Origin of the sequence: Mesorhizobium sp. M2A.F.Ca.ET.039.01.1.1 (genome assembly GCF_003998035.1) — a bacterium.
Lineage (GTDB): Bacteria > Pseudomonadota > Alphaproteobacteria > Rhizobiales > Rhizobiaceae > Mesorhizobium.
The window spans coordinates 1-25,273 of the sequence record NZ_RZRY01000025.1 but is presented as its reverse complement, the minus strand read 5'-3'; the positions used below and the strand labels follow the sequence as shown (position 1 = coordinate 25,273).

Here is a 25,273-nt window from a genome sequence, read left to right as displayed (position 1 = left end):
GTGATGCGCTACGTGGTCGAAGCGGCGAAGCCGTTCATCGTGCCGATCACGCATACGAAGGGCGCGAACGCCGCACGCATCGTCGACGATCCGCTCTGCACCATCACGACCGCCAAGGGCGGCGAGAACATGGTGGCGGTGCCGGCGTTGATCCGGACGGACCAGCAGAGCGCAGCCAAGCGCAATGGCGTCCAGTCGATCGAGGAGCCGGTCAACACGCTCCATACCTCATCCGGCATCGCCGTAATGGGCGCGACTATCGTCGGCGCCGGCGGTAGGGCGGCACAATCGTCGCCGCGCGGCCTTGAGGAACCGCTTGGCACCACGACGGGCAAGGAAGACCGCGTGCTCGTCGCGGCGCATATGACGAAGTTCAATCAGAACGGCGACGGCTACATGCCGAGCGATCCACTGGACACCGTCATTGCCGGCGCGCCGCGTCACGCCGTCGTCGCCGCCAATCTCATCCAGGCTGGTTACGGCGAGCGCGAGGGGCAGGCACCGCGCACCCTCGACATCGAAGAGCCCGTCGGCGCGCAGGTCGCCGGCGGCGGCAAGCATGCGATGGTTGCCGCCTTCCTGGCACAACACAACAATGACGAACGGCGAGTCGGCGGCGTCAATCCAGGCCGACAGGCGGACGAACCGCTCTCGACGGTGACCGCCTCCGGCTCCCAACAGGGCGTCATCGCCGCGACGCTCGGAAACATGCATGGCAGCAATCTTACCGGCCGGCCGATCGACGAGCCGCTGTCGACGGTTTCGGCCGGCGGGAGCCACGCGCATCTGATCCTCGGCTTCCTACAGCATTATTTCGGCTCGGGCAAGCAGGATGACGACGTGCGCCAGCCGCTGGGAGCGCTCACCGGCAAGGCGCGATATGGCCTTGTCGAGGTGATGGTGAAGGGCGTTCCGCACTACATCGACGACATCGGCATCCGCATGCTGGAGCCGGAAGAAGGAGCCGCCGCGCATGGCTTCAAGCCGGGCGCGCTGCCGGACGAAATCACCATCGATGGCAAGACGCGACGGCTGACGAAGACCGAGAAATACCACCTGGTCGGCAACAGCGTGCCGCCGTTGATGATCAAGCTGCTTGCTGAATGCAACGTGCGCCGCGAGCTCGTGCTGGAGGCGGCGGAGTGACCGGACCTCGCCTTTCCATCATCCCGGCGCGCGCGGCGACCGACAAGGCGCTGAAGCCGCGCGACCTGCAGGTGCTTTGCGTGCTCGGCCGCCACACCGACGAGCTTGGCTGGTGCACGCGCAGCCAGGTCAAGATGTCGGTCGAAATGGGCTGCGCGCGCTCGACCGTGTTCGAGGCGATCGAGCGGCTTGTCAACGCCGGCTATCTCGAACGCCATGTCGTCGAGCAGTCGAACGGTCGCGACGCGCCGCACATCTATCGCGTCATCCTCGATCCCGTGCACCCGTCGCTCGGCGAACTGCGTCCCGACCCCGATGACGATTTGGACGGCTCTGACCCTGCCGACCAGTCGGCACCCCCTGCCGGTATATCGGCACCCCCTGCCGGTTCTGGACCGGCACCTAAGAACGACCCTCTTAGAACGAATTTGAGAGAGAGCGCGCGCGAAGAGGAAGAAAAGGTTCGCCGCTGGCTGAAGAAGACGCATCCGGCATGGCCGACCTATGTCAACGACAGCGACGTGAAGGCGCTCGTCGCGGCGATGAAGCTCACCGACGATGAACGCGAGACCGCTGCCGGCCGGCTCGCCGATTACGTCGAGACGGCGAAAGCCAGCGGCAAGGCGGCGGGCCGCACGACGATCTGTTCGTTTGCCGTCTACCTCGACGAGAAGCGCTGGGAGAAGCTGCCGGCGAAGTCTGTGCCTGTGGCGGCGGCGGATGACTATGCTGCGCCGTTCGGGCCGGTGTGGATGGCTTGGGTCGTTGGACACATGCTGGATGGCCCAGCCAATCCGAACGCCAGCGCCTTCGCTGAGCGCTGGCCTCAGCTCTTCAAGCTCTTCGACATGGCTCGCCACGGCCGAGGCTATCGCTTCGGCGAGCGCTGGCATGCACTCAAGGGACAGATGATCGCCGTGCCTGTCGACACGCAACAGTGGGTCGACTGGAAGGCCTGTTTCCAGCAACGCGGATGGCCATGGCTGCCGGATCCCGGCCGCGTTGCTTACTTCCCGGTTGGCGGACCGGACGGGCTTGAGGCATTCGAACAGACATTGCGAGGACACCATGATGCGGGCGGACGTGAAGCGGCTGAATGAGGCTGAGAATGTCGGCCCGACCGACAGGCAGACAGCCGCGCTCGACCGTGCAAGAGGGATGACCAGGCGGGCCGAGGCGCTGCTTGCGGCGGCGGGTCAGAGCGAATCGGCAATGCACTGGTATGTGCTCCGGACCGAGCCGCATGCCGAAATCGCTGTGGATAAACGTCTGCAGGATGCCAATGTCGAGCACTGGCTGCCGTTCATGAAGGTGGAAAAGCGGCGCCGCGGCGGTCGTAAAAAGGCCGCTCGCGAGGCCGTCTCGATGCTGGCTTGGCCGGGCTACATGTTCGTTCGCATCGTGCCATCGCCCGAGGCTTGGGCTGGTCTTCTGACCGTCAAAGGCGTCGTCGGCGTGCTCGGTGCAAACGAGAAGCTGTTTCCCGTAAGGCACGAGAAAGTCTTGCAATTGCAGGTGTTCCTCGAAGGCAATGTCCTTGCCATGGGTGAGATCGCCTCGGTGCTGCAGCTCGGTCAGATGGTGCGGGTGAATGCAGGCCCGTTCGCCACTCACAACGGCACTGTTGTTGAATGGGACGAGGATGCCGGCACCGTCGGTGTTGACGTGTACATCTTCGGTCGCGCGGTGCCGATCACGCTCGGGCTTGATCAGATCGATAAAGGATAGTAGCGAATCCGTCCCAGGACGCCCTGACAGAGTCGCACGCCGTTTACGGTGGAAGCGCCAGCAGGACCCAGGCGAAGCGAAGGGCACGGCCCGGCATGCTTCCCCACGATGGGAAAGATTCCAGACAATGCCCGAGATGCCGAAGACCTTTCGGCCAAGCTATCTGCCATCACGGCAGGAGCAGCAGCGCCAGCATGACAGCCGGCGTGACCAGAGCGAGCAGCGTGGTTGGTATAAGACCGCGCGTTGGCAGAGGCTGAAGCAACGCGTTCACGTTCGCGATCTCTTTCGGTGCCAAGAGACCGGCGTGCTTTGCTCGGGCAAGTATCCGGCCGACGACAGTCCCGTCGCAGACCACATCGTCGAACCCGATGGCGACCCAGCGCTCTTCTGGGATGAGAACAACATCCGGACGGTCTCGAAGGCCTACCACGACGGCGAACGCCAGCGCGAGCAGATCGCGGAGCGGGGCCGGGGGGTGGGTCGAAAGTCCAGAGCCCCCACCCGCTAGACCGGCGCCTCCCCGAAGTTTTTTTGCGCGCAGGTTTTCGGATTTATTTTTTTGTTGGAGCTGAACCATGGGCCGCAGGGGACCGAAGCCGGAACCTGCCAGCATCAAGCTTGCCAAGGGGAAGTCCGGTCGCCGTCCTATCGGCGTCGAGCCTTCGGCCGAAGAGCAGGCGAAGACCGTCGCGACCAGTGGCGCGGTCGAGCCGCCGGCGTGGCTGAAGGGCGATGCCCTCGACGTCTGGAACCGACTGGCGCCGCGCGTGATCGGCATGAAGCTGCTGTTCCCGATCGACGCCGAGACCTTCGGCCGCTACTGCCGCAACTTCGCCCGCTGGCTGAAGATGCAGCAGCGTCTCGACGAGATGGGCGAGATTTACGAGATCGAGACGGCCAGCGGAAAGGTGCGCCGCGCCGATCCGTCGTTCATCATCGGCTATCACCTTGAGCGTCAGCTTGTGACGGCCGAAGCCAACTTCGGCCTCAACCCGGCAGAGCGTCAGCGCCTGTTCGCAGCTCGCGCCGCGGGATCGACCGGCGATCTGTTCTCCGGCATGGGCTCGGCGCCGGCCGCGACTGGCGCCGACAAGACGCCGGCTTCACCGGCTCCAGCCAAGCCGGCCGCCAAAGGTTCGGCGGTAGGATTCCTGCAGTAGGGCCATGCCGGTCAAGGCTGGTCGAGCAGCGCACCGGCTCGGACCGCGCAACCGCCCGCTCGGCGTTGGCGCCGATGCGAAGTGGTGCAAGGAGCGGCAAGCCTGGTGTGTCGGTGAGTATTGGTTCGACGAGGTAGCGGCCGACAAGGCGGTCGCGTTCTTCCCGACGCATCTGTGTTTCACCAAGGGTGAATGGGCGGGCCGCCCGTTCGAATTGGAGCCGTGGCAGGCCAACGACATCGTCCGCCCCGTTTTCGGCTGGAAGCGCCCGGACGGCACGCGTCGATATCGCCGCGTCTATGTCTGGGTGCCTCGCAAGAACGGCAAGACGGAACTCGCCGCCGGCATCGCGCTCCTGGTGCTGCTCGGCGACGGCGAACTCGGCGGCGAAGTCTATTCGATCGCCTCGCATGAAGGTCAGGCGCGGCTGGTGTTCAACCAGGCCGCCACGATGGCGGGCAAGTCAGAGACGCTTAGCAACGATCTCGTCTGCCTGAAATCGTCGATCTATTGCGCGGCGCTCAATGCCGGCTTCAAGCCCCTGTCGGGCAAGGCCGAGGGCAAGCATGGTTTCTCGGCGTCGGGTCTGATCGGCGACGAAATCCACGAATGGGTGTCGGGCGATCTCTACCAGTTCGTGCACGATTCGGAAGACGCCCGGCGCCAGCCGCTGGAATTCCTGATCTCCACCGCCGGCAAGAAAGGAACCTACGGCGAGGAAGTCTGGGACGAGTGCCAGAAGATTCTCGACGGCACCTTTGAGGATCCCGAGACGCTGGTGATCGTCTACGCCGCCGACCCGGAAGACGATTGGCAGTCGGAAGAGACCTGGCACAAGGCCAATCCGAACCTCGGCGTCTCGAAGAAGCTGGACACAATGCGCACCAATGCGCGCCGTGCCCGCCAGTTGCCGCGGCTCGAAAACCATTTCAAGAATTATCACCTCAATCTCTGGACGGAACAGGCCGTCCGCTGGCTGCCGATCGACGCGGTCGATGACGAGGGCAAAAAGTTCGGCTGGGATCACTGCGCCGGGCCGGTCGGCTGGAAAGAGCTTGAGGCGAAGCTTGCGCACAAGCGCTGTTTCGGTGGCCTCGATCTTTCCTCGGTTGTCGACCTTTCGGCGCTGATCTGGTGGTTCCCGATCCAGCAAGGCCTTCCGGTGCCGGCGCTGCTGGCGCGGTTCTTCAAGCCTGCCGCGCTGATCAAGGAACACGCCAAGCGCGACAAGCTGCCCTACGAGAAGTGGGTGAACGAAGGCGCGATCATCGCGACGCCGGGCAACGTCGTCGATTACGCCTTCATTCAGGAACAGATTTACCGCGATGCCGAGAAATTCCGCATCGCGCATGTCGGCAACCACGAACTTGAGGCCGGACAGGGCGGCCTCGCAATCGACCGCTGGAACGCGACCGAGACGGCGGTGAAGCTCCAACAGGAAGGCCTGCCGGTCGTGCTCTTCGGCCAGGGCTTTGCCTCAATGTCGCCGCCGGCCAAGGAACTGGAACGCCTTGTTCTTTGCAATGGCTTCCATCATGGCGGCCACCCGGTGCTGCGCCGCCATGCCCAGGTTGTCGCTGTCGAAACGGACGCCGCCGACAACATCAAGCCGGCGAAGAACAAATCGACCGAGCGGGTGGACGGCATCATCGGCACGACCATGGCGATCGGCATCGCCATCAGAGACAAGGGCGAGGACGCTGGCATGGATGATTACTTCAAATCCCTGACAGGTGCGGCTTGAAACTCTTTCGCAAGATGGCCGATGTCGTGGTTCGGGCGCTCAGCGTCAGGCAGCCGGACGGCTGGTATCCGGCCGGACAGATCGGCGACGCCGGCGAGCCTGTCACTGGCAGCAACGCGCTCGCCCTCTCCGCCGTCTGGGGCTGCGTCAATCTCCTGGCCGGCACAATCTCGTCATTGCCGTTGATGGTCTACCGGACCTTGGCGGACGGCACGCGTGAAGTTGCCAAGGACCATCCCCTTTATCGGCTGCTGCACGACAGTCCGAATTTCGATCAGACCGCCGTCGACTTCTGGGACTTCATGGCATCATCAATCGAGCTTTGGGGCAATGCCTACGCCCGGCAGCTCCGAGGCTCGACCGCTCTCGCTGCGCTGGTCCCGGTTCGTCCCGATCTCGTCTCTGTTCGCCGTCTCACCAACGGCACGCTCGAATATCGCTGGTCCTATGAGGGCCGTGCATATGTCGAGACCGACCAGACGATGCTGCACATCCGCGGCCCTGGCGGCGATCCGCTCGGGGGCATGTCGACGCTGCATTTCGGCCGTCATGCCTTTTCCCTCGCCCGTGCGACCGACAAGGCAGCCGGGAAAACCTTCGCCAATGGTTTGCGGCCGTCAGGCGGCCTGAAGTTCGCCAACTGGCTGAACAAGGACCAGCGTGACATCGCCAGGTCCGAGATCGCCGACAAGATCGGCGCCGACAATGCGGGCAAGCCGATCATCCTTGAGGGCGGTACCGAGTGGGTCCAGTTCCAGCTCAAGCCGGAAGACGCGCAGATGCTCGAATCGCGCGCGTTCTCGGTCGAGGAAATCTGCCGCTTCTTCGGCGTGCCGCCGGTCATGGTAGGCCATACGTCGAAGACGACGAGCTGGCCTACCGGCGTCGAGCAGCAAGGCCTCATCTTGCAGAAATTCACCCTGCGCCGCCGGTTGAAGCGGATCGAGCAGGCACTCGAAAAGCAATTGCTGACGCCGAAAGACAGGGCGGACGGCATCTCGATCGAATTCAACCTTGAAGGCCTGTTGCGCGCCGACAGCGCCGGCCGCTCCGCCTTCTACAAGGACATGACCTCAATCGGCGCGATGACCATCAACGAAGTCCGCATGCGCGAGAACATGCCGAAGGTAGAGGGCGGGGACGTGCCTCGCATGCAAATGCAGAACATTCCCATCACCGCTAATCCGGCAGAACAACAGAACCTGATCGGAGGTCCGAAATGAAGACGAAGGATTTCGCCCTGCAGGTCAAGGACCTGTCGGATGACGGCACTTTCGAAGGGTATGGCTCGATCTTCGGCAACGTCGATTCCTACGGCGAAAAGGTCATGCCCGGCGCCTTCGTCGAAAGCCTCGCCCGCCACAAGCGCGAGGGCAGCAATGTTCTGATGCTGTGGAACCATGACATCTACCAGCCGATCGGCGTCTGGGAAGACTTGGCGGAAGACGCCAAGGGCCTGTGGGGCAAGGGCCGCTTCCTGCTCGACATTCAGCGCGCCCGCGAGGTTCACACGCTCGCCAAGAACAAGGCCATCGGCGGCCTGTCGATCGGCTACAAGGAAGAGGAAGCCGACCAGGAACAGGCAGTGCGCCTCCTGAAGAAGCTGAGCCTCTACGAGATCAGCCCGGTGACCTTCCCGGCAAACCGTCGGGCGCGGATCGAGGCGGTCAAGTCTGAGCGCATGGATGAATTCGCCCGCCGGCTGCGCGATGGCGACCCCATGCCCGTCAAAGATTTCGAGGACATCCTGCGCGAGGCAGGCGTCCCCAAAGCCATGGCCGTACAGATCGCCTCTGTCGGCTATGCGAAGGCCATTCGGAGCGAGTCCGAGGGCAGCAAGGCGAAAGAACCGGCCGCATTCCTGCAGGCGCTCCTGCGCGGCTGATCACTCACCAACTGTTCAAAGGACATTGCTATGAAACTGAACATCGCCACGATGCTGGCGGTAGCGACCATCGCTGCGCTCGGCATTCTCACCGCGGGATCCGCGCATGCCGCCTTCGGCGTCGTAGATCCTTCCGCCCTGGCCGGACTCGCGCCCTTCGCTGCGGTCGGTGCTGGCGGCATTGCCCGCCTCGCTGCCTCGACCATCGGTCCGCGCATCTTCTTCGACAAGCCCAACGACGGAACCGGCGGCGACGTCGTCGACGTCGAGAAACTGGCGAAGGAGGTCAAGGAGAAGTTCCAGAAGGCGCTCGACGACGTCAAGGCAATCGCCGAGGAAGCCCTTGGCAAGGCCAAGGCCGGCGAGGACCTGACCAAGTCCACCAAGGAAAAGGCGGACCAGGCGCTCACCAAGATGAATGGTCTGAACGAGCAGCTTACCACGCTCGAACAGAAGATCGCCCGTGACGGTCCCAAGGACGATCAGAAAGCCAAGTCGTTCGGTGAGCAGTTCGTCGAAGCCGAGAGCGTCAAGTCCTGGCTCAGCAGCTCGCCGAGCAAGGGGAAGACCGATCTGCGCATCAAGGCAACGCTGACGTCCGCGACGACCGACACCGCCGGCGCGGTCGGTGACGCCATCGCGCCGACCCGCCTGCCCGGCATACTGCCGTTGCCGCAGCGCCGCCTGACCGTCCGCGACCTGATCTCGACCGGCCGTATGGATGGCAACACGCTGGAATATGTCAAGGAAACCGGCTTCACCAACAATGCCGGCATGGTGGCTGAAGGCGCTTCCAAGCCGTCTTCGGACATCAAGCTCGACCTGATGACGACTTCGGCGAAGGTCATCGCGCACTGGATGAAGGCCTCGCGCCAGGTGCTCGAAGACATCTCGCAGCTGCGTTCCATGATCGACCAGCGTCTGATCTATGGCCTTGCCTACAAGGAAGAGTCCCAGATTTTGAACGGTGACGGCACTGGCCAGAATCTGAATGGCATCATCCCGCAGGCGACCGCGTACTCCGCGCCGATGACCCTGGCCGATCTGACCATGATTGACGTGCTTCGCCTGGCGATGCTTCAGGCGGCGCTTGCCGAGTATCCCGCGACTGGGCACGTGCTGAACCCGATCGACTGGACATACATCGAGACCCAGAAGGACGATATCGGCCGCTACATCATCGGCAATCCGCAGGGCTCGATCACGCCCACCCTGTGGGGCCTGCCCGTCGTGCAGACCCAGTCGATGACGGTCCGTAAGTTTCTGACCGGCGCGTTCAAGCTCGGTGCGCAGATCTTCGACCGTTGGGATGCGCGTGTCGAGGCCGGCTTCGAGAACGACGACTTCACCAAGAACCTCATCACCATCCTCGGTGAAGAGCGCGTCGCCCTCGCCGTCTATCGCCCGGAATCCTTCATCTACGGCGATTTCGATACCGCGCTCGCGGCGTGATCGAGCGAGTTCGGCTGATCAAGGCGGGCGGCATCAGCCGCCCGCTCTATCAACCGAAGGAGGTCGCAATGACTGAAAAGCTGCAATGGAAAGTCCTGCGGGGCCATGAAGGCGACCGCATCTACAAGGAAGGCGATACCCGCGAGGGTACCCGGGCCGAGCTTGGCCACCTCGAGGGCAAGACGCTGGAACTGATTGCCCCGCTGAAGGCTGAAAAGGCCGAGCCGGCGCCGAAGAACAAGGCAGAGGGCGCCGCGCCCGCGAACAAGGCCACGAAACGGCGGAAATAATTCCGTCGGCATAGGCGCCTTTCTCCCAAGGCCGCCGCAACTCCCCGAGAGGAAAACACCATGCGTCGCTACAAGGTAGCCATCACCACTGCTGCCGACGGCAGCGCCACGGCCTACACGCCGCGGCTGTCCGGCAAGATTCACAGCATCCAGTATGTGAAGAACAACTTCGACGACGGCGTCGATCTCACCGTCACCGCGGAAGCGACCGGCGAAAGCGTCCTCGCCAAAAGCGATGTGAACGCCTCCGCCGTCTTTTACCCTCGCGCGCCGACGCATACGCAGGCCGGCGTTGCTGCGCTCTTCGCTGCTGGCGGCACCGCCGTGCAGGACAAGATCGGTCTCGGCAATGATCGCGTGAAGATCGTCATTGCTTCCGGCGGTAACGCCAAGTCCGGCACCGTGCACGTGGTGGTCGACTGATCATGCTCGCACCTATCCGCATCGAGGATCCGGAAGACACGCCCGTCTCGCTCGACGACGTGAAGCTGCATTGCCGCGTCGACTTCGACGATGATGACCTGCTTCTGGAAGCGTTCCTCGATGCGGCCACTGCGCACATGGAAAAGGTTCTTGATATCGCTTTGGTCACCCAGACGTGGCGGCAGGACTTCGACAGCTTCAAATGCCTGCGCCTGGTCAAGGGGCGCGCGCAGAGTGAAGGCCTGATCGTTGAATACTGGGACACCGGCAACGTCGAGCAGACGCTTCCCGGCCCGACCTATCGGATGCTTGTCGACAGCGTCGGCGCTTACGTTGCGATCGCGCCTGGGGAGACCTGGCCGCAAATTTATTGCCGTCCTGATGCGGTGTCCGTTTCCTATGTGGCCGGCAGCGCGCCCGAAGATGTGCCGGCGGCGCTGAAGGCGGCGATCTTGCTGCACGTCGCTCACCTCTATCAGAACCGCGAGGCGGTCACCGTCGACGCGGTCTCGAATTTCTTGCCGCTCGGCTACGAGGCCTTGATCTGGCCCTTCAAACGGCCGGGCCTTTAGCCGCTTCCCACTTTAACCGGAGACCTCTCCCATGGCCGACCTTGTCATCACCGCCGCCAACGTTGTCGCTGGCTCGAATGCCGAAACCGAAACCGGCGCTGCCGGCGAGGCGATCACCGCCGGACAGGCGGTTTATCGCTCCAGCACCACGAAGAAGCTCATGAAGGCGGATTCGAACGGTGCCAGCGCCGAGATCCGCACTCCCATAGGGATCGCGCTCAATGGCGGCGCGCTCGATCAGCCGATCAAGTTCCAGAAGAGCGGCAACGTCACGATCGGCGCGGTCTTGACGCCAGGCGTCGCCTATTACCTGTCGGACGCGCCTGGCGGCATTTGCCCGGTCGCCGACATCGGCGCCGGCGAATATGTCTGCCTGATCGGTCTTGCCACGTCGGCGAGCGTGCTGGCGCTCGACATCCGCTACACGGGCGTTTCAAACTGACATGTGGGTCCGGTTCACCGCCGACTTCGATTGGAAGCCGACGTCGCAATCCATCATCGCCTACAAGGCGGGGATGGAGCAGAACGTCACGCGCGCCTGCGCCGAGGCGGCGCTTGCTGTCGAAAAGGCGGTGAAGTGTTCCAGGCCGCGCAAGGACGCTGACGATGGCAAAGCCTAACGCCGGTTCCTTGCGTGAGCGCGTCGCATTCGATGCGCGCTCCGAGATCGACGACGGCTACGGAAACACCGTTGCCGGCGACTTCGAGGAGCGTTTCCAGTGCCGCGCCGAGTTCCGCAGCAGGGGCGGCTCTGAAGCTGTCATGGCGGCGCGTCTGGAAGGCCGCAACACCTTCGGCGTCTACGTGCGTTCTTCCTCGCAGTCTCGCCGCCTCACGACCGATTGGCGCATGCGCGATGTCCGCCGTGGCATCAGCTATGCGCTCGTCGCGGTCGATACCGTCACCGAACCGGCGTGGGTTTATCTCACCGTACAGTCGGGCGTGGCGGCATGAGACCGCAAGTCAAATGGGAAGGGCGTGAGGCGTTGTACCGCCGCCTCAACCAGCTCTTGCCCAACGTCGAAAAGGAAGTGGCCGTCGAGCAGCTGGAAGGTGCCAAGGAACTCGCCAGCAGGATCCGGCCGCGCGCGCCGCGGCACACTGGTGAATATGCCGACAGCCTGATCGGCGACAAGATCGCCAATCATCGCGACAAGCGCGCGATCGGCGTGCCGAGCAAGACGAAGGACCCGAACGCCACCGGCATCTTCGGCGAATTCATCTGGCGATTCCTCGAATTCGGCACGGTCAAGATGGCCGCGCACCCGCACATCTTCCCGACCTATCGCGCCTACCGAAAGGCATTGCGCCGGCGCATCGCGGGCGCTGTCAACAAGGCCGTCCGCAAGGCCAAGAAGGGCTAGATGACCTCGCCAAGTCTCGAACTGCAGGGCGCGATCGTGGCGCGGCTGAAAGGCGTAGCCGCGGTGACGTCGCTGATTGGGCAGCGGGTCTATGACACGGTGCCTGCCAATCCGATCTTCCCCTATGTTACAGTAGGCCCGATGGTCGAACTGTCCGATGATGCCGACTGCATCAAGGGCTTCGACATCACCTTCGACATCAACGTGTGGTCGCGCGCGGTCGGTTTCCCGGAAGCGGAAAGGATCAGCGACGCCGTCCGGATAGGCATCCTCGAACCGGAGCTGGCCCTGGCCGATAATGCGCTGGTTTATCTGCAGCACCGGCAGAACGTCTTTTCCCGAGATCCGGACGGGCTGACCAATCGTGCCCGCATGAGTTTCGAGGCTTTCGCGGAACAACCGTGAGATAGGCCCCCGATTTTGACAGGCAGGTGGCGCGCCTGCCGGCATTCGCCGCGCCGATCAACCCACATGGAGACAATACGATGGCATCCCCCACGACAATCAAGGGCGGCAAGGTCAAGGTCATGCTCGGCGACGGCGCGACGCCCGAGAACTTCGCCGTACCATGCGGCTTCACCTCGCGCTCGATGACGTTGACGAAGGCGCTGAACGAATTCCAGTTGCCGGACTGCGACGATCCGGACACCGTCGACTGGCTTGGCCGTGATGCGACCTCGCTGTCGATGTCGATCAGCGGCGAAGGCGTGCTTGCCTCGGAATCGGTCGAGGCGTGGCTCAATGCATGGGAAAGCGTCGATTCTGTCCACGTGAAAGTCGTCTGGGAATTCCCGGCCAAGACGATCACCTGGACCGGCTCGATGCATGTCGAGACATTTGCGGCCACGGCGCCAAACGCGCAGCGCGCGACTGCGAATGTCTCGATGCAGTCCGATGGGAAGATGACCAGGGTGGTTTCGTGAGCCGTGACGCTTCGACCACACAAGCCTTTGCGGATGACGACTATGTCTTTCGCATGGGCTGGGGCGAGTTGGAGCAGCTGCAGGAGGCCTGCGATGCCGGCCCCTATGTCGTGCTTGACCGCCTGGTGTCCGGCCGCTGGCGCATGGGTGACATTTCCAACGTCATCCGCCTTGGCCTGATCGGCGGCGGGCTGGAGCCGGTCAAGGCGCTCAAGCTGGTCCGTGCCTATGTGCAGGACCGGCCGCCGCTGGAAAATCTGGTGCTGGCACAGCTCGTCCTCGGCGCGGCGGTAGCCGGCTCGCCGGAGGAGGAAGTCGGAAAAAAATCAGAGGCTCCGGATCAGAGCGATCCGAAGAACTCCCAAACGGAAAATTCCGGTTCGGAGCCATCTACGGCAACGGAGCCGTCCTCGGCTTCACTCCGCAAGAAGTCCGCCAAATGAGCATGTGGCAATACCTCGCCGCGCTCGAAGGTTGGCAGAAGGCCAACGATCCGGACGGGGACAAGGCCCTCACCTCCAAGGAAGTCGACGAACTCTGGGACTGGATTAGGGAATAGCGATCAATGGCCAGCGATACCGAAGACCTGATCCTGTCGATCTCTGCTGACACCAAGCAAATCCAGCGCGCGCTGCAGCGCCTGACCGGCGACACCCGCGCCACGACGGCCGCTATCCAGCAGCAGTTCGATGATCTGGGTAACCGCACGGCAGGCTCCTTCGATAAGGTCGCCGTCGGCGGCAAGCGGGCCTTCACTGTCATCCAGGGCGGCGCGAAGGATATCCAGACCGCGATGAAGGCCTCGTCCTTCCAGACAGCCAATCTGGCTTCGCAGTTGCAGGACATTGCGGTCCAGCTGAAGGGCGGAGGATCCCCGCTCACCATTGCGCTGCAGCAGGGTACGCAGATCAACCAGGTAATCGGCCAGGCCGGTGCGGCTGGCGCCGTGAAGGCGCTCGGAGGGGCCTTCGCATCGCTCATCAATCCAGTCTCGCTGGCCACCATCGCGACCATCACGCTGATCGGCTACGCGGTCGAGTACTTCTCGGAGATCGTGAGCGGTGGCGACAAAAGCGAACAGACGCTGAAGCAAGAGGCAGAGCTCATCGATCGTGTCGCCCAGAAATGGGGCGACGCGCTGCCCGCCGTGAAAGCCTATGCCGACGAGCGCAAGCGTGCGCTTGAGGAAGGCGACATCCGGCAGGCGACACAGCTGACGATCGACGAGCAGTTCAAGGAAGCGCGGGAAACGGTCAAGGGCCTAACCGTCGACATCGCCGATCTGGTCAGTCAGCTTCGCCTGGCCGGCGCGCCGAACGAGGAAATCGTCGCCGTCCAGCGCGCGTTCACCGCGCTGCAGAAGGCGGTGGACGATGGCAAGGATTCGACCAAGGAGAACAAGGCGCTGCTTGAAGCGCTGTCGACGGCCTATTTCAATCGCGGTGTGCCGGCGGCCGATGCCTTCGCCCGCAAGGTCCATGAAATCGCCGACGGCTTCGCCGCGGTCGCCAAGCAGGCTGACGAAGCGCGCAAGGCGCAGGACGAGGCGCTGAACGCTGAACGGTTTCGCGGTTTCAACGGGCCGCCCGGCGCATTTACAAATCCGCAAGGCATCCATCTGCCGGCCTCCGCTCCCACGCCGGATCAGCGTCCATCCTTCGAGGATGTAGGCCAGTCGATCAACAGCCTGAATTCCGCGATCGATGCCTTCGTGCGGCGCGTCGATCGTGCCGAAGGCCGTGGCGACAATCCGAATTCGAGCGCCTCCGGCGTCGGCCAGTTCATCGAGAGCACCTGGCTCAACCTGTTCAAGAAATACTATCCACAACAGGCGGACTCGATGTCCCGCGACGCCATCCTGGCGCTGCGCGACAATGCGGATGTCTCTTACGACCTGATCCGCAAATATGCCGCCGAGAACGCCAAGGTGTTGCAGGATGCCGGCGTCCATGTCGACGAGGCGGCGCTGCAGCTCGCACACTTCCTAGGCGCCGGCGATGCCGCCAAGGTGCTCAACGCCGCGCCTGGCACGCCGCTCGCCGGGTTGATCTCGCAAGCGTCGATCAATGCCAATCCGACCATCCTGGGCGGCGGTCGCACGGTCGACGACGCCATCGCGTATGCGCAGCGCCGTGCCGGCGCCAGCGTCAGTAGTTCGGCAAAGACGCCGAGCGACATCTTCCAGGGCAGCATGGAGGACATCCAGCGTCGTATTGACCTGCTCAATGCCGAGGCGCAGGCGCAGGCAGGACTAAATCCGCTGGTGAACGACTACGGCTTCGCGCTCGACAAGGCCAAGATCAAGCAGCAACTCCTCAACGACGCGGCCAAGGCAGGCGTCGAGGTCACGCCGGAGTTGGCCGCCAAGATAGACGAGCTCGCCGGCAACTATGCCAAGGCATCGTCAAGCGCCGATGCCTTCAAGGCCAGCCAGCAGAAGATCCTCGACCAGCAGCGCGAGTTGAACGACTTCGGCCGTGGCGTGCTCGGTGGCATCATCGACGATCTGCGCGCCGGCAAGGATGCCGGCGAAATCTTCGCCAACGTGCTCAACAAGATCGCCGACAAGCTGGAAGACATGGCGTTGAACGCCCTCTTCCCTTCGGGCGGCGGCGGACTGTTCAGCGGTCTGTTTGGCGGCGGCGGCGGTGGGTTGCTCGGCGGTCTGTTGATCCCCGGCATACTGCATTCCGGCGGCGTCGCAGGCGTGGACGGCTATGGCCACGGACGTGCCGTTGCGGCGTCTACCTTCGCCGGCGCCAGGCGCATGCATGGCGGCGGCGTGGCCGGAGGCCTTCAGCCCGGCGAGGTGCCGGCCATCCTGCAGAAGGGCGAGGTGGTGCTGCCGCGCGGCGCGCGTGCCGGCGGTTCCAGCGACACCGTGCGCGTCGTGCTTCAGGATGACAGCGGGCGCATGTCCGACATCGCCGACCAACGCATCAAGACGCATTCGGGCACGATCGTCGATGTTGCCGTGCAGCGCAGCACCAAGGCGGTCCGCAAGGGCATGCCGGGCTATCTCGCCGAAGCGCAAAGCCGGTCTTTGTAAGGGGCTTCCATGACCATCCGTTGGCCTTGCGAGGTCCTGGTACCGCGAGACGTCGCCTTCGACATAGCGCCGCGCTCGCTGGCTGGGCCGGCATCCGTCAACGGCGCGACGCAGGTCGTGTCGAGCGATGCCGGCATCTGGAAGGCGACCTACGGCTCGATCGTCGTCAACAACCGCAATGCCGTGCTGGCGCACCGGGCTATCAGCGCGCTCCTCGAGGGACGCCTTGGGTCGATCGTCGTTCCCCTCTGTCGCGGCTATCAGCCGGTGCCGGAGGGCGCGGTCGCGGCTGGCCTCTATGACCAGGTGCCGCACAGCGACGATACCCTGTTCGACGATGGAACCGGCTATGTCAGCGGAGTCATCGACGTGACAGCAGCGGCGCCCGCCGCACTGCGCTCGACCTCGATGACGGTGACGGTGACCTATGCTGGCGACATCCAGCCGGGGCAGCATTTCTCGCTCGGGGAACGACTTTACCGGATCCGGACCTATGATCCGGAAACCGGCACTATGACCTTCCGGCCGCCATTGCGCGAGGCTGCGCTTGCCGGCGACCGGCTGGAATTCGACGATCCAGTCTGCCGCATGCGGCTTGCTAGCGACGACGGCATGGATTTGCAGCTCAGCCTTCGCCGCTTCGGCACGCCGACCGTGCAATTTATCGAGGACGTCTGATGTCGGCCGACTTCTTCACTGCCGAGCAATTGGCGCTGCTCACGGCCGGTCGGGTCTATGTCAGCATCCTGGTCAAGTTCGATTTCGCCTCCGGTCCGGAATATGCCTGGAACGGCAACACCAAGCTGCCAGTGGGCGGAAACACCTATCTGCCCATGTATGGGGCCGCGCAGATCGAAGGCCTTGGGCTTTCGGGCAGCGGCGCGAGCGACAGCGTCACTGTCTCGGTTGATGGTCTCCCCGACCAAGCGCTCGGTTTCCTGGCGAAGGCTTTGGAGGATACGCCGCTCATCGATCAGCAGTTGATGACGGTGTACCTGCAGCTGTTCGATTCCGAATGGCAGACCGTCGGCAACCCGATCCCGATCTTCTGGGGCTTCATGCAGCCGCCCAAGGTTGCCCGGACCGAAATGCAGGATGATCAAGGCGCGATCCAGTCGATCGCGATCGTGGCCGAGAATGCCTTCTTCAACCGTTCGCGCCCACCTTATGGCCGCTACACCGACCGCGACCAGCAGGCGCGCTCGCCCGGCGACAAGTTCTTCGGCTTCGTCAGCTCGATCCTGATGAAGACCGTCACCTATCCTGACTATTGAGGGGCGACGTGACCGAGGCGGAACGATTGCGAGCGGTGCGTGACTACATAGCCGCCGAGATGCAGCGCCCTTATGAGAAGGGCGTCACCGATTGCGGCGGCACGATCGATCGCTGGGTCAGGCTTCTATCAGGTGTCTCGCCGGTTAACGCCTTCGGCAGGCAGCTGCGCAATGCGCAGGACGCGGCCGAATGGACGGTCGTGCCGCAGATGTTCGTTGTCATGGTCAATCGAGCTGCGCGCGCAGGAGGCTTCAAAAAGACGACAATGCCGATCGTCGGTGATGTCGGCTTGGTGTTTCCGGACAAGGGCCTGATCTGTCCGGCCATCCATGCCGGCGATTGCTGGTTTTCCCGGCATGAGACTGGTGCGCTTGCTGTGCCGATCGACAGATTCTGGAAGGCCTGGTCGGTATGAGCTACATCGGGAACAATCTGGACCCGACAGACCAGAGGTCGATTTTTGCGCGAGCGCGCATGGGTCTGGAAAGCCTTGTTCTGTTGGCGCTCACATCGGTTGGCGTCAGCGGCGCGGCTCTCGGCATCGCTGTCGGCGCTATCGTCGGTGCAGTCCAGATCGGCGTCGCTATCGGCCTTTCTTATCTCGCCAGCTCGCTTTTCAGGTCTGACCCGCCGAAGCCGCAGGATGTGCAGACCTCGGTCAAGAACCCCGTTGCGCCACGCGTGCGGCACTATGGGCGGGTCAAGGCCTCTGGTCCGTGGGTATTCGTCGAGAACAAGAAAGGCTTGCTGTTCAAGGTCATTGCCCTCGGGACCGGTCAGCTCGATGCGATCGAGGAGTATTGGATTGACGACAATCTGGCGACCCTAAGCGGAGTTACTGTTACATCGGCTCCATACAACGGCAAGGCGTTCATCCGTTCCCGTCTCGGCCTGCCCACTGAAACGGCCTATAGCGATCTCACGGGCAATTTTCCTGAGTGGGATTCCAATCATCGGGGAGACGGAATCTCCTCTCTCTATGCCGTCCAGGCGTCCGTGGCCTCCGACAAGATCACGGAAGTATTCCCGAACCTCTCCAATACGCTCTATCGGGTGGTTGCACGCGGATCGATCGTCAAAAATATCGGCACCGGCACCAACATCTGGTCCGAGAACGCCGCCGACATCATTCGCGACTACATGCTCCATGCCGACGGTATGCGTCTGCCTGCAGGTATCGTCGACACGCCGATCGCCGCCGCGGGATGGCTTGCCGCTTACAACCGCGCCGCAGAGGCAGTCCCGCTGAAAGCCGGCGGAACGGAAAAGCGCTATCGCCTCTGGGGCTCCTACCAACTGAGCGAGCGGCCAGCCGACGTGTTGTCGCGCATGACGGCAGCTTGCGATGGTCGGCTTGTGCCGACATCAGATGGGGGTCTCACGCTCGATATCGGCACCTGGGAAGAGCCGACAGTCATTCTTGATGCCGACGCGATTACCGGCTTTTCCGAGGTAGCGCGCGGGCGTGACGTGCTGACCACAGCCAACATCATACGCGCCACATTCACCTCGCCGTTCCACGACTACCAGTCCACCGACGCCGACCAGTGGATCGACGAGGATGACGTCGCGCTACGCGGCGAGATTCCACAGGACACATCCTTCAACATGGCGCCGTCGCATGGGCAGTGCCGGCGCCTGATGAAGCTCGCCGCCTACCGCGCCAATCCGTCATGGGTCGGCGTCTTCCAGTGCAATTTGCGCGGTCTGGCGGCGTTCGGGAAGCGCTTCGTTAGGATCACCTATCCGCTGTTCGGTATCGACGAAGTCTTCGAAGTCCAGGACTTTCGCTTCAACATCGCCGATGGCGGGATACTGACCGGCGTGTCGCTGCAGGTGCAGTCGATGCCGCCGCAAGCCTATGACTGGAACGCCGCAGCCGAGGAGGGCACCGCGCCTATCTCGGAAGAGACGACGGTCGACAAGACCATACCCCTGCCGAGCGGCTTCTCGTTTGGCGTCTCGCGCATCACTGTCGGGGGCCAGCAGGTGCCCTATGGCGTGCTTGCTTTCGACGCGTCGCCTTCCGATGCTCTTATCATTCAAGGTCAATACAAGAAGGTTTCGGATACCGATTGGCAGGTGGTCCCGATCAGTGACGATGCGACGACGGCCAACACCAACGCCCTTTCCGACGGCGTCCAGTATGAGGCGCAGGTCCGGTTCGTCACGTTGACCGGCCGCGAGGGCCCCTGGACGCCGAGCCAGTTCGTCACCCCGGTCGCCGATCCGACCGCGCCCGGCGTTGTAACCAATGTCACAAAGACAGGCGGCGCCGGCACGGTCGACCTCGGATGGAAGTCGCCCAACAGCGCCAATTACGTTGCCGCCAATATCCGTCGCAACACGGTGAACAACGAAGGGACGGCCGTGCTTGTCCGAACAGAATACGGGCCGCCGTCGACGAACGATTCCTACCAGGACGGCGGCCTTGCCGCCGGCACCTACTACTACTGGATCAAGGCCGCCAATGCATCGGGCGTCGAATCGGCCAGCGTCGCCACCGGCGCCGTGACTGTGACCTAAGAACCTGCCGCGTAAGCGGTTTCATGCAACCTGATGATCTGGAGATTTGGCATGGTTGAACTTGCCAAGACGATCTGGCGTGACTTCGTGACGGACGGCGTCCCTGCGAGTGGCCCATACAAGCCCCAGAAGACCAAGATTCGCGAATGGGGCACGTTCGTTGAAAGTCTATCGGGAGGTGTCAATGTTCTGACGCATGGAGCCATTGCGGACGATGCGACAGACAATACCGCTGCCTTTCAGGCAGCGATCACGGAAGCATTGGCGAACGGAGGCGGAGTCGTCTATATCCCGGCCGGAAAGTATTGGTTTTCCGAGGCCTCTGCCTCGCTTGATCCCGGTGTCGGCAACTTGATCTTCCGGGGCGAAGGATGGGATGCGACCGTTCTTCATTTCGAGGAGGGCTCTGACCCAAACGCAGGCGATCCCAACTACAAAAGCCTGTTTCTGAACGCGGCTAACTCGGCAAAGGGCTCTGTCCGCTTCGAGCATCTTCAATTCAAGGGAACGCTGCCGGCGGACAACATCCGGCATGGCGGCGTTCCTGCGTTTCTCGATTATTACACCGATGTGATCTTCCACGCCTGCAAGTTCCTGCAGTTGACGGGCATGGCCATGGATGTTCATTTCTGCAAGCGGTTCGAGTGCACCAATTGCTGGTTCGAAGATATCGCCGCCGACTGCGTTCGCGCTCGCGACACACCCAACGTTCTCGTCGACGGGAACTTTATCCTTCGCAATGGTGACGATGCGATTGCCATTCACACATCGGATGGCTCGGCCACCGGAACGCGAGAGGGCGTCATCGTCACCAACAATCACCTGGTCAACGCAGGCTGCATCAAGGTCCTCGGCGGGCGCGTTGTCCATGTCATCGCCAACAGGATTGAGCTGGGCAACCTATCGGCCATCCAGGTGGCAAATGCTGCGACTACTGTCGAGGGCAATTATCCTCTCCGTGACATCATTATTGCCGACAACATCATGTTGGATACCCTATCGATCACGGGCGCCGTGCCGAACACGAACCATTCCTGCATCGTGCTCAGTGCTGTTCCATCCGTAGGCCAGGCATCCACTCATAACACCCGACCTGGCCGGTACGACGTCACCGGGGCGGCTTGGATATTCCCATGGACTTACGACGAAGTGGACGTCGACAATGCCGCCAGCGTGGTCCCACCTGTGTTCGGCATCTTGGTCTCGGGGAACATCATCCGGCGGTCGCGGCCCGCGGTGGCGGCATTCTCCAATTATGGGGTCGGAACGCGCCTTTGGCAGGGCGTGAGCTACGATCCCGCGATCACCGATGCCTATTTGCGCCCCAGCTTTGGCGTATTTATCGGCGGTGGCAGCTTCACGGGCCTGGCAATCACCGAAAATATCATCGAATGCGTCGGGAACTTCATCAGCTTTCCCGCGCCGACCTACAATCTGCAATACGAGCATGTTTTGATCTCGCGCAACATCACGCGCGACATTCTCAACCGTTGCGTACTTTTGACCACCGCCGCGTTTACGGTTGATATATCGGTTGAAGACAACGACTTCGACGGCGACACATACCGCCAGAACGCCAACAGTAACATCAACGGTTCCTATCTTGCCGCCAGCGTGCCCAGAGGCGTGGATTGCGGCAGCCTCGTTGGCGTGAAGGTGCGACGAAACAGATTCCGCAACGTATGTCAGGCATTGGCCGCAAATATCCCGGCGCAATTGCTCATTGAGGGGAATATATTGGCATGCGCCCCTGCAACTCTCGGCTTCTCGACATCGAACAAAGGCGTCGGCGACGTGCTGCAGGCGGACGGCAAATTCCTTTATGAAATCATCGACGCCGATCCGACGAGCGCGACCTATGGTGCGAACACCAATACACAGCAGCTTGCCGCGACAGCGATGCCCACGACCGGAACCTATGTCCAAGGCGCATTCGTACGTAACAGCTCGCCGACACAAGCCAATGGGATCGAAGGCTGGTTGCGCCTGTCGACTGGTAACGCTCACGTCCTGGGTACAGATTGGATGATCGTCGGGGGCCGGCTCACCGGAACGGCGACGTTCGACCCGGCCAGCCTTGCGGATGGAGCCGGCGCCACGACGACCGTGACCGTCGCCGGGGCCGCGCTCGGCGACGCCGCCGTGGCATCGTTCTCGCTCGATACTCAGGGCATTACCATTACGGCTTGGGTGTCGGCCGCCAACACGGTTTCGGTTCGCTTCCAGAATGAGAGCGGCGGAACACTGGACATTGCCAGTGGAACCCTAAAGGCGACGGTGTTCAGATAGTCTAGATCACATCCGGCTGATCTTCGCTTTAATTGCAGGCATCAACTTGCCTGCGAGAAAGAACGCTCCGGCTTGCGTGAGATGGAACCAGTCTTGCTGGTAGAGATGGATGCCATCATGATAGGCGGCTCGGCCGTCGGTGCAGAAAGCCGCCTTGGTCGAGAAAAATTCGGAAGGATCTACGAGCTGGTCTCGTCCATGTTCCTCAGTGCAGCCATCGGCCAAGTTGGCTGCCATGATGTCGTCAAGCCCCTCGAGTTTTCCGTGCCTGGCCACGATGTTCAGCGGTATGTCGGCGTAGGTGGGGAAATCGCCCAGAAGAATGAACGGGGTGCCGATGCGGTTCAAGGCTGCTTTTATTGCAGGGAAGCCTTGGCGCATTTCTGGATAGCCGCCATGCCCGGATAGAATAACCAGATTGTACCTATGTTCGTTGATGGTCTTCCGGAAGAACTGATCGTTGGAGGGAGGGCAATTCGGTCGATCTGGTCGAGGAGCATCAAGTGCCGGAACGCACGCAGAGCCTGACCAGAGGTATAGATTAGCAGTGGAGCCTAGTGCTGCCTTGAGACCGGGATACAGGGCAGCAGCGGTACTGTCGCCGACCAACATTATGTTCGGTTTGCCGTCTTCAATCGGAACGTAGCAGCGCTTGTCCAGCGCCGACCAATTATCCGACTCGGATAGGAAGCACCGATAAGGAACCGGTGGCAAACCCAGGCTCGTGTTGGCCGGATCGAGCAATCCGGCAATCTCCGGTTCATAGCGCCAGAGCCAACCTTTAGACGTCCAAGCGCTTGTGCCCATTGCTGCTAACAAAGCGGCGGCGGGACACATGACGGCGAAGAATCTGGCTCGGCCAGCGAGGGTATGACCTAGATGGATAGGACGTTCGACGCCGTAATAGAGGCCTATGGCCAAGACGACCGCCGCAGCACACATCGCAAGCTTGGCGGTTCCGCCAGAGGTGTCGAAGAGATAGCTCCAAAAGACGATGATCGGCCAATGCACCAAGTAAATCGAATAGCTGAGTTTGCCGACCCACGCTGATGGCCCGTTGTCGAAGATCCTGGCAGAAAGCGGTCCCTTGCCAACCCAGATCAGCAACGCCGTTCCAACGCACGGCAAAACGGCCGGTACGAGCGGAGTTCGCGCAGTGAATAGAAACATGGGAATAATCACCGCTGCCAGTCCTGTCGCTGCAATGAATTCCCGAAGAGGCCGCGCTTTTGGCCGAATAGCCTCGCACCAGACTACCGATGCGCCCAACGCCAGCTCATATGCCCGAAATGGCAAAAGGTAGAAGACCGCTGAGCCTGGATCATGTGAAATTCTGCTCCCGAATGACAGGAACAAGGCGACGCTCAATAGGCTGGCTACCCCGATCATACCGACTGCCCATGGGCCGTAGGCGGCCTTCCACCGCAGCAACGGCGCAAGGATAATCGGCCAGAAGAAATAGAATTGCTCTTCGACGGCCAGGCTCCAAGTGTGGAGCGCTGGCTTCGTGATAGCTGCTGTATCGAAGTAGCCGGCCACGCTCCAGAAATAGAAGTTGGAGAGGCCTGGAATGGCAGCCGTGATCGATGCTCCAAATTGGGCTAGGTACTCCGGCGGGAAAATGAAATACGCGGCAACCAATGAAAGAAACAGAGTTGCAGCAAGCGCCGGGAAAAGACGCCGATATCGGCCGGCCCAAAATCCGAGCACTGTAAATTCGCCGCGCGATACGGCAATTTTGATTTTCTTGGTGATCAGGTAGCCGGAAATGACAAAGAAGACGTCCACGCCGAGGAAGCCGCCCGTTAATGCGGTAATTCCAACGTGATAGGCTAGTACCGAAAGAACGGCGACAGTTCTCAGGCCGTCCACGTCAGTCCTGTACTCAGCTTTGGATAAGGCAGCAGAACGGTTAGCTCTGTCCGCCGGCAGCCAGCTTCGAACGCCCTTTTCGACCTGCACTGCAACAGACGTCATTTGATCCATTGAGGGCTCCCGGGTCTAATGCGAGCGGTACAGCATCTGGCTAGACATAAGCTTTGATAATTTCTGCGGCGGCAGTCGTTATGCCCGTTTCCAAGGCTCGATTCCCAAGCGATCTCGCTCGATCCACAAGGCTCATGATCCAGCCTTTGGCGGGCAATGCAGTCGCCGCAGAGGCGGCAGCTTCCCGGATTTCCGTAACCAGTTCTCGTGACTTTGTGGCGTAAGCTCCTGCATCGACTGTCACCTGCATCCCGACGGTTCGTGTTCCGTCAGGACCGGCAGTAGCCTCGATCTTCAATCCCGTCACGGATCCTCCGCCCGGGCCGGCAGCGACATTCACCATTACTCCAACAAGTTCGATGGGCGCGGTCTCGATAGTACGTGCAAATCGCTCCAGAGCATTAGCAAGATCAGTATTCGACATTATTGGCTTCCCCCACGTTCGCAGACGAGGAGCCTTATTAGCTGAACCTTTCTGCGATCACAAACAGCCTGCAACTCAAAGGAAACTTTCCCATGGACAAAACCGTACCCTCGGGCGCGGCGATGCTGCTTGCCTTCATCGGCGGCATCGAGGCGCCGCACGGCTTCGACACCGTGTATGGCAACAACCAGGCCAGGCTGCCCAAGCCGCTGACCTCGATGACGATCGACGAGGTGATCGCGGCCGGGCCGCGCTGGACCAGATCGTTCGGCAGCTCGGCCGCCGGCTTCCTGCAGTTCATGCGCGCCACGCTGATCCGCCTGAAGAAGAAGCTCGGCCTCAGCGGCAAGGAACTGCTCGACGGGCCGATGCAGATGGCACTCGGCTACGAGCTGCTGAAGGAACGCGGCTTCGCCGAGTTTATGGCCGGCACGAAGTCGCGCACGGCGTTCGGGCTTGGCCTGGCGCAGGAATGGGCATCCTTCCCGGTGCTGGCGCCGACGGTGAAGGGCTCGGGCAAGGCCAAGCGCACGCTGAAGCGCGGCCAGAGCTACTACGACGGCGACGGCGTCAACAAGGTACTGATCGCGCCGGCGAAGGTCGAGGCAATGCTCGACAAGGTTAAGGGGTCGGCCGCCGCTGCCGCCGCGCCGGATCCTGCACCGGCGGACATGGCGGCCACTCTCGACAAGGCGACGATCGAGCGCGTGCAGCAGCAGCTCAAGGATCTCGGCTATACCGAGGTCGGCGGAGTCGACGGCAAGCTCGGCACCATGACGGCGACGGCCATCCGCGCCTTCCGCGCCGACAACGCCCTGCCGGCCGGCGAGGGCATCGACGACGATCTGTTGCTGGCGCTGCAAAAGGCGAAGCCGCGCATGATCGCGCCCGAGCGCGCCAACGCGCCGCCGGATGTGGTGCGCGAGAAGGTGCCGGAAGCCAGGACGAGCTGGCTCACAAAGATCGGCGCCTTCTTCACCGGCATCTTTGCTCTTGTCGGCAGCTTCTTCGACGCCGCCATCTGCAACCTCGGC

The 25,273-nt window shown here is 62.2% G+C and carries 27 protein-coding genes and 1 pseudogene; 26 read left to right on the top strand and 2 right to left on the bottom strand.

What is annotated here, in order from left to right; all coding sequences use genetic code 11:
• The 25 genes and pseudogenes from EOA24_RS04385 to EOA24_RS04270 all read left to right on the top strand — a co-directional run.
• Positions 1–1,146, top strand: a pseudogene (locus tag EOA24_RS04385) (DNA cytosine methyltransferase); the annotation flags it as partial.
• Positions 1,143–2,246, top strand: a complete 1,104-nt coding sequence (locus tag EOA24_RS04380; RefSeq protein WP_245501757.1) for a helix-turn-helix domain-containing protein — start codon at positions 1,143–1,145, stop codon at positions 2,244–2,246. The pseudogene EOA24_RS04385 and the gene EOA24_RS04380, both read left to right, overlap by 4 nt.
• Positions 2,215–2,874, top strand: coding sequence for a transcription termination/antitermination protein NusG (locus tag EOA24_RS04375; RefSeq protein WP_127409632.1), 660 nt, complete (start codon positions 2,215–2,217; stop codon positions 2,872–2,874). Before EOA24_RS04380 ends, EOA24_RS04375 begins: the two co-directional genes overlap by 32 nt.
• A gap of 127 nt (positions 2,875–3,001) precedes the next feature.
• Positions 3,002–3,385 carry an HNH endonuclease gene (locus EOA24_RS04370; protein WP_210213579.1) on the top strand — a complete coding sequence of 128 codons (384 nt, stop codon included), beginning with the start codon at positions 3,002–3,004 and terminating at the stop codon, positions 3,383–3,385.
• 67 nt (positions 3,386–3,452) lie between these two features.
• On the top strand, positions 3,453–4,037 hold the full coding sequence (locus tag EOA24_RS04365) for a phage terminase small subunit P27 family (protein ID WP_127409631.1): 585 nt from the start codon (positions 3,453–3,455) through the stop codon (positions 4,035–4,037).
• A 4-nt stretch (positions 4,038–4,041) separates the two neighbouring features.
• The gene (locus EOA24_RS04360; RefSeq protein ID WP_127409630.1) at positions 4,042–5,781 is read left to right on the top strand and encodes a terminase TerL endonuclease subunit; all 1,740 of its coding nucleotides are present in this window, start codon (positions 4,042–4,044) and stop codon (positions 5,779–5,781) included.
• On the top strand, positions 5,778–7,004 hold the full coding sequence (locus tag EOA24_RS04355) for a phage portal protein (RefSeq protein WP_127409629.1): 1,227 nt from the start codon (positions 5,778–5,780) through the stop codon (positions 7,002–7,004). The genes EOA24_RS04360 and EOA24_RS04355 overlap by 4 nt, the downstream gene beginning before the upstream one ends.
• A complete protein-coding gene (locus EOA24_RS04350) occupies positions 7,001–7,666 on the top strand; it encodes an HK97 family phage prohead protease (RefSeq protein WP_073984744.1) in 666 nt (221 codons plus the stop codon). Before EOA24_RS04355 ends, EOA24_RS04350 begins: the two co-directional genes overlap by 4 nt.
• Positions 7,667–7,696: 30 nt before the next feature.
• Complete coding sequence (locus EOA24_RS04345; protein WP_245501756.1) at positions 7,697–9,118, top strand: phage major capsid protein; 1,422 nt, start codon at positions 7,697–7,699, stop codon at positions 9,116–9,118.
• Between the two features lie 68 nt (positions 9,119–9,186).
• Complete coding sequence (locus EOA24_RS04340) at positions 9,187–9,408, top strand: hypothetical protein (RefSeq protein ID WP_127409628.1); 222 nt, start codon at positions 9,187–9,189, stop codon at positions 9,406–9,408.
• A 60-nt stretch (positions 9,409–9,468) separates the two neighbouring features.
• Entirely contained in the window at positions 9,469–9,831 is a 363-nt protein-coding gene (locus EOA24_RS04335) for a hypothetical protein (protein WP_127409627.1), read from the top strand.
• Positions 9,832–9,833: 2 nt separating this feature from the next.
• Positions 9,834–10,403 carry a head-tail connector protein gene (locus tag EOA24_RS04330; RefSeq protein ID WP_127409626.1) on the top strand — a complete coding sequence of 190 codons (570 nt, stop codon included), beginning with the start codon at positions 9,834–9,836 and terminating at the stop codon, positions 10,401–10,403.
• Between the two features lie 31 nt (positions 10,404–10,434).
• Positions 10,435–10,845 (top strand): hypothetical protein, encoded by a 411-nt coding sequence (locus tag EOA24_RS04325; RefSeq protein ID WP_127409625.1) that lies wholly within the window; start codon positions 10,435–10,437, stop codon positions 10,843–10,845.
• Between the two features lies 1 nt (position 10,846).
• Positions 10,847–11,023 carry a hypothetical protein gene (locus EOA24_RS41410; protein WP_189353852.1) on the top strand — a complete coding sequence of 59 codons (177 nt, stop codon included), beginning with the start codon at positions 10,847–10,849 and terminating at the stop codon, positions 11,021–11,023.
• Entirely contained in the window at positions 11,010–11,357 is a 348-nt protein-coding gene (locus tag EOA24_RS04320) for a head-tail adaptor protein (protein ID WP_127409624.1), read from the top strand. Before EOA24_RS41410 ends, EOA24_RS04320 begins: the two co-directional genes overlap by 14 nt.
• Complete coding sequence (locus EOA24_RS04315; RefSeq protein WP_127409623.1) at positions 11,354–11,767, top strand: HK97-gp10 family putative phage morphogenesis protein; 414 nt, start codon at positions 11,354–11,356, stop codon at positions 11,765–11,767. Before EOA24_RS04320 ends, EOA24_RS04315 begins: the two co-directional genes overlap by 4 nt.
• Entirely contained in the window at positions 11,768–12,172 is a 405-nt protein-coding gene (locus EOA24_RS04310) for a DUF3168 domain-containing protein (RefSeq protein ID WP_127409622.1), read from the top strand.
• Positions 12,173–12,252: 80 nt separating this feature from the next.
• Entirely contained in the window at positions 12,253–12,690 is a 438-nt protein-coding gene (locus EOA24_RS04305) for a phage tail tube protein (RefSeq protein ID WP_127409621.1), read from the top strand.
• Complete coding sequence (locus EOA24_RS04300; RefSeq protein ID WP_127409620.1) at positions 12,687–13,133, top strand: gene transfer agent family protein; 447 nt, start codon at positions 12,687–12,689, stop codon at positions 13,131–13,133. Before EOA24_RS04305 ends, EOA24_RS04300 begins: the two co-directional genes overlap by 4 nt.
• 122 nt (positions 13,134–13,255) lie before the next feature.
• A complete protein-coding gene (locus EOA24_RS04295) occupies positions 13,256–15,739 on the top strand; it encodes a phage tail length tape measure family protein (protein WP_127409619.1) in 2,484 nt (827 codons plus the stop codon).
• Between the two features lie 9 nt (positions 15,740–15,748).
• Positions 15,749–16,417 carry a hypothetical protein gene (locus EOA24_RS04290; protein WP_127409618.1) on the top strand — a complete coding sequence of 223 codons (669 nt, stop codon included), beginning with the start codon at positions 15,749–15,751 and terminating at the stop codon, positions 16,415–16,417.
• Positions 16,417–17,013: a hypothetical protein gene (locus tag EOA24_RS04285; protein WP_127409617.1), complete on the top strand. Its 597-nt coding sequence runs from the start codon at positions 16,417–16,419 to the stop codon at positions 17,011–17,013. Before EOA24_RS04290 ends, EOA24_RS04285 begins: the two co-directional genes overlap by 1 nt.
• Before the next feature lie 8 nt (positions 17,014–17,021).
• Positions 17,022–17,429 carry a hypothetical protein gene (locus tag EOA24_RS04280; protein ID WP_127409616.1) on the top strand — a complete coding sequence of 136 codons (408 nt, stop codon included), beginning with the start codon at positions 17,022–17,024 and terminating at the stop codon, positions 17,427–17,429.
• Positions 17,426–19,540 carry a fibronectin type III domain-containing protein gene (locus EOA24_RS04275; RefSeq protein ID WP_245501754.1) on the top strand — a complete coding sequence of 705 codons (2,115 nt, stop codon included), beginning with the start codon at positions 17,426–17,428 and terminating at the stop codon, positions 19,538–19,540. Before EOA24_RS04280 ends, EOA24_RS04275 begins: the two co-directional genes overlap by 4 nt.
• 51 nt (positions 19,541–19,591) lie before the next feature.
• Complete coding sequence (locus tag EOA24_RS04270; RefSeq protein WP_127409615.1) at positions 19,592–21,829, top strand: glycosyl hydrolase family 28-related protein; 2,238 nt, start codon at positions 19,592–19,594, stop codon at positions 21,827–21,829.
• Positions 21,830–21,835: 6 nt separating this feature from the next.
• Here the strand turns inward: EOA24_RS04270 and EOA24_RS04265 are convergent, their stop codons facing one another.
• Entirely contained in the window at positions 21,836–23,815 is a 1,980-nt protein-coding gene (locus EOA24_RS04265) for an acyltransferase family protein (protein ID WP_127409614.1), read from the bottom strand.
• Between the two features lie 40 nt (positions 23,816–23,855).
• Positions 23,856–24,239, bottom strand: coding sequence for a hypothetical protein (locus EOA24_RS04260; protein WP_127409613.1), 384 nt, complete (start codon positions 24,237–24,239; stop codon positions 23,856–23,858).
• Positions 24,240–24,331: 92 nt separating this feature from the next.
• Between EOA24_RS04260 and EOA24_RS04255 the strand changes: the two genes are divergently transcribed.
• Positions 24,332–25,273 (top strand): peptidoglycan-binding protein (locus EOA24_RS04255; protein WP_127409612.1); only part of this gene is annotated, 942 nt, incomplete at its 3' end.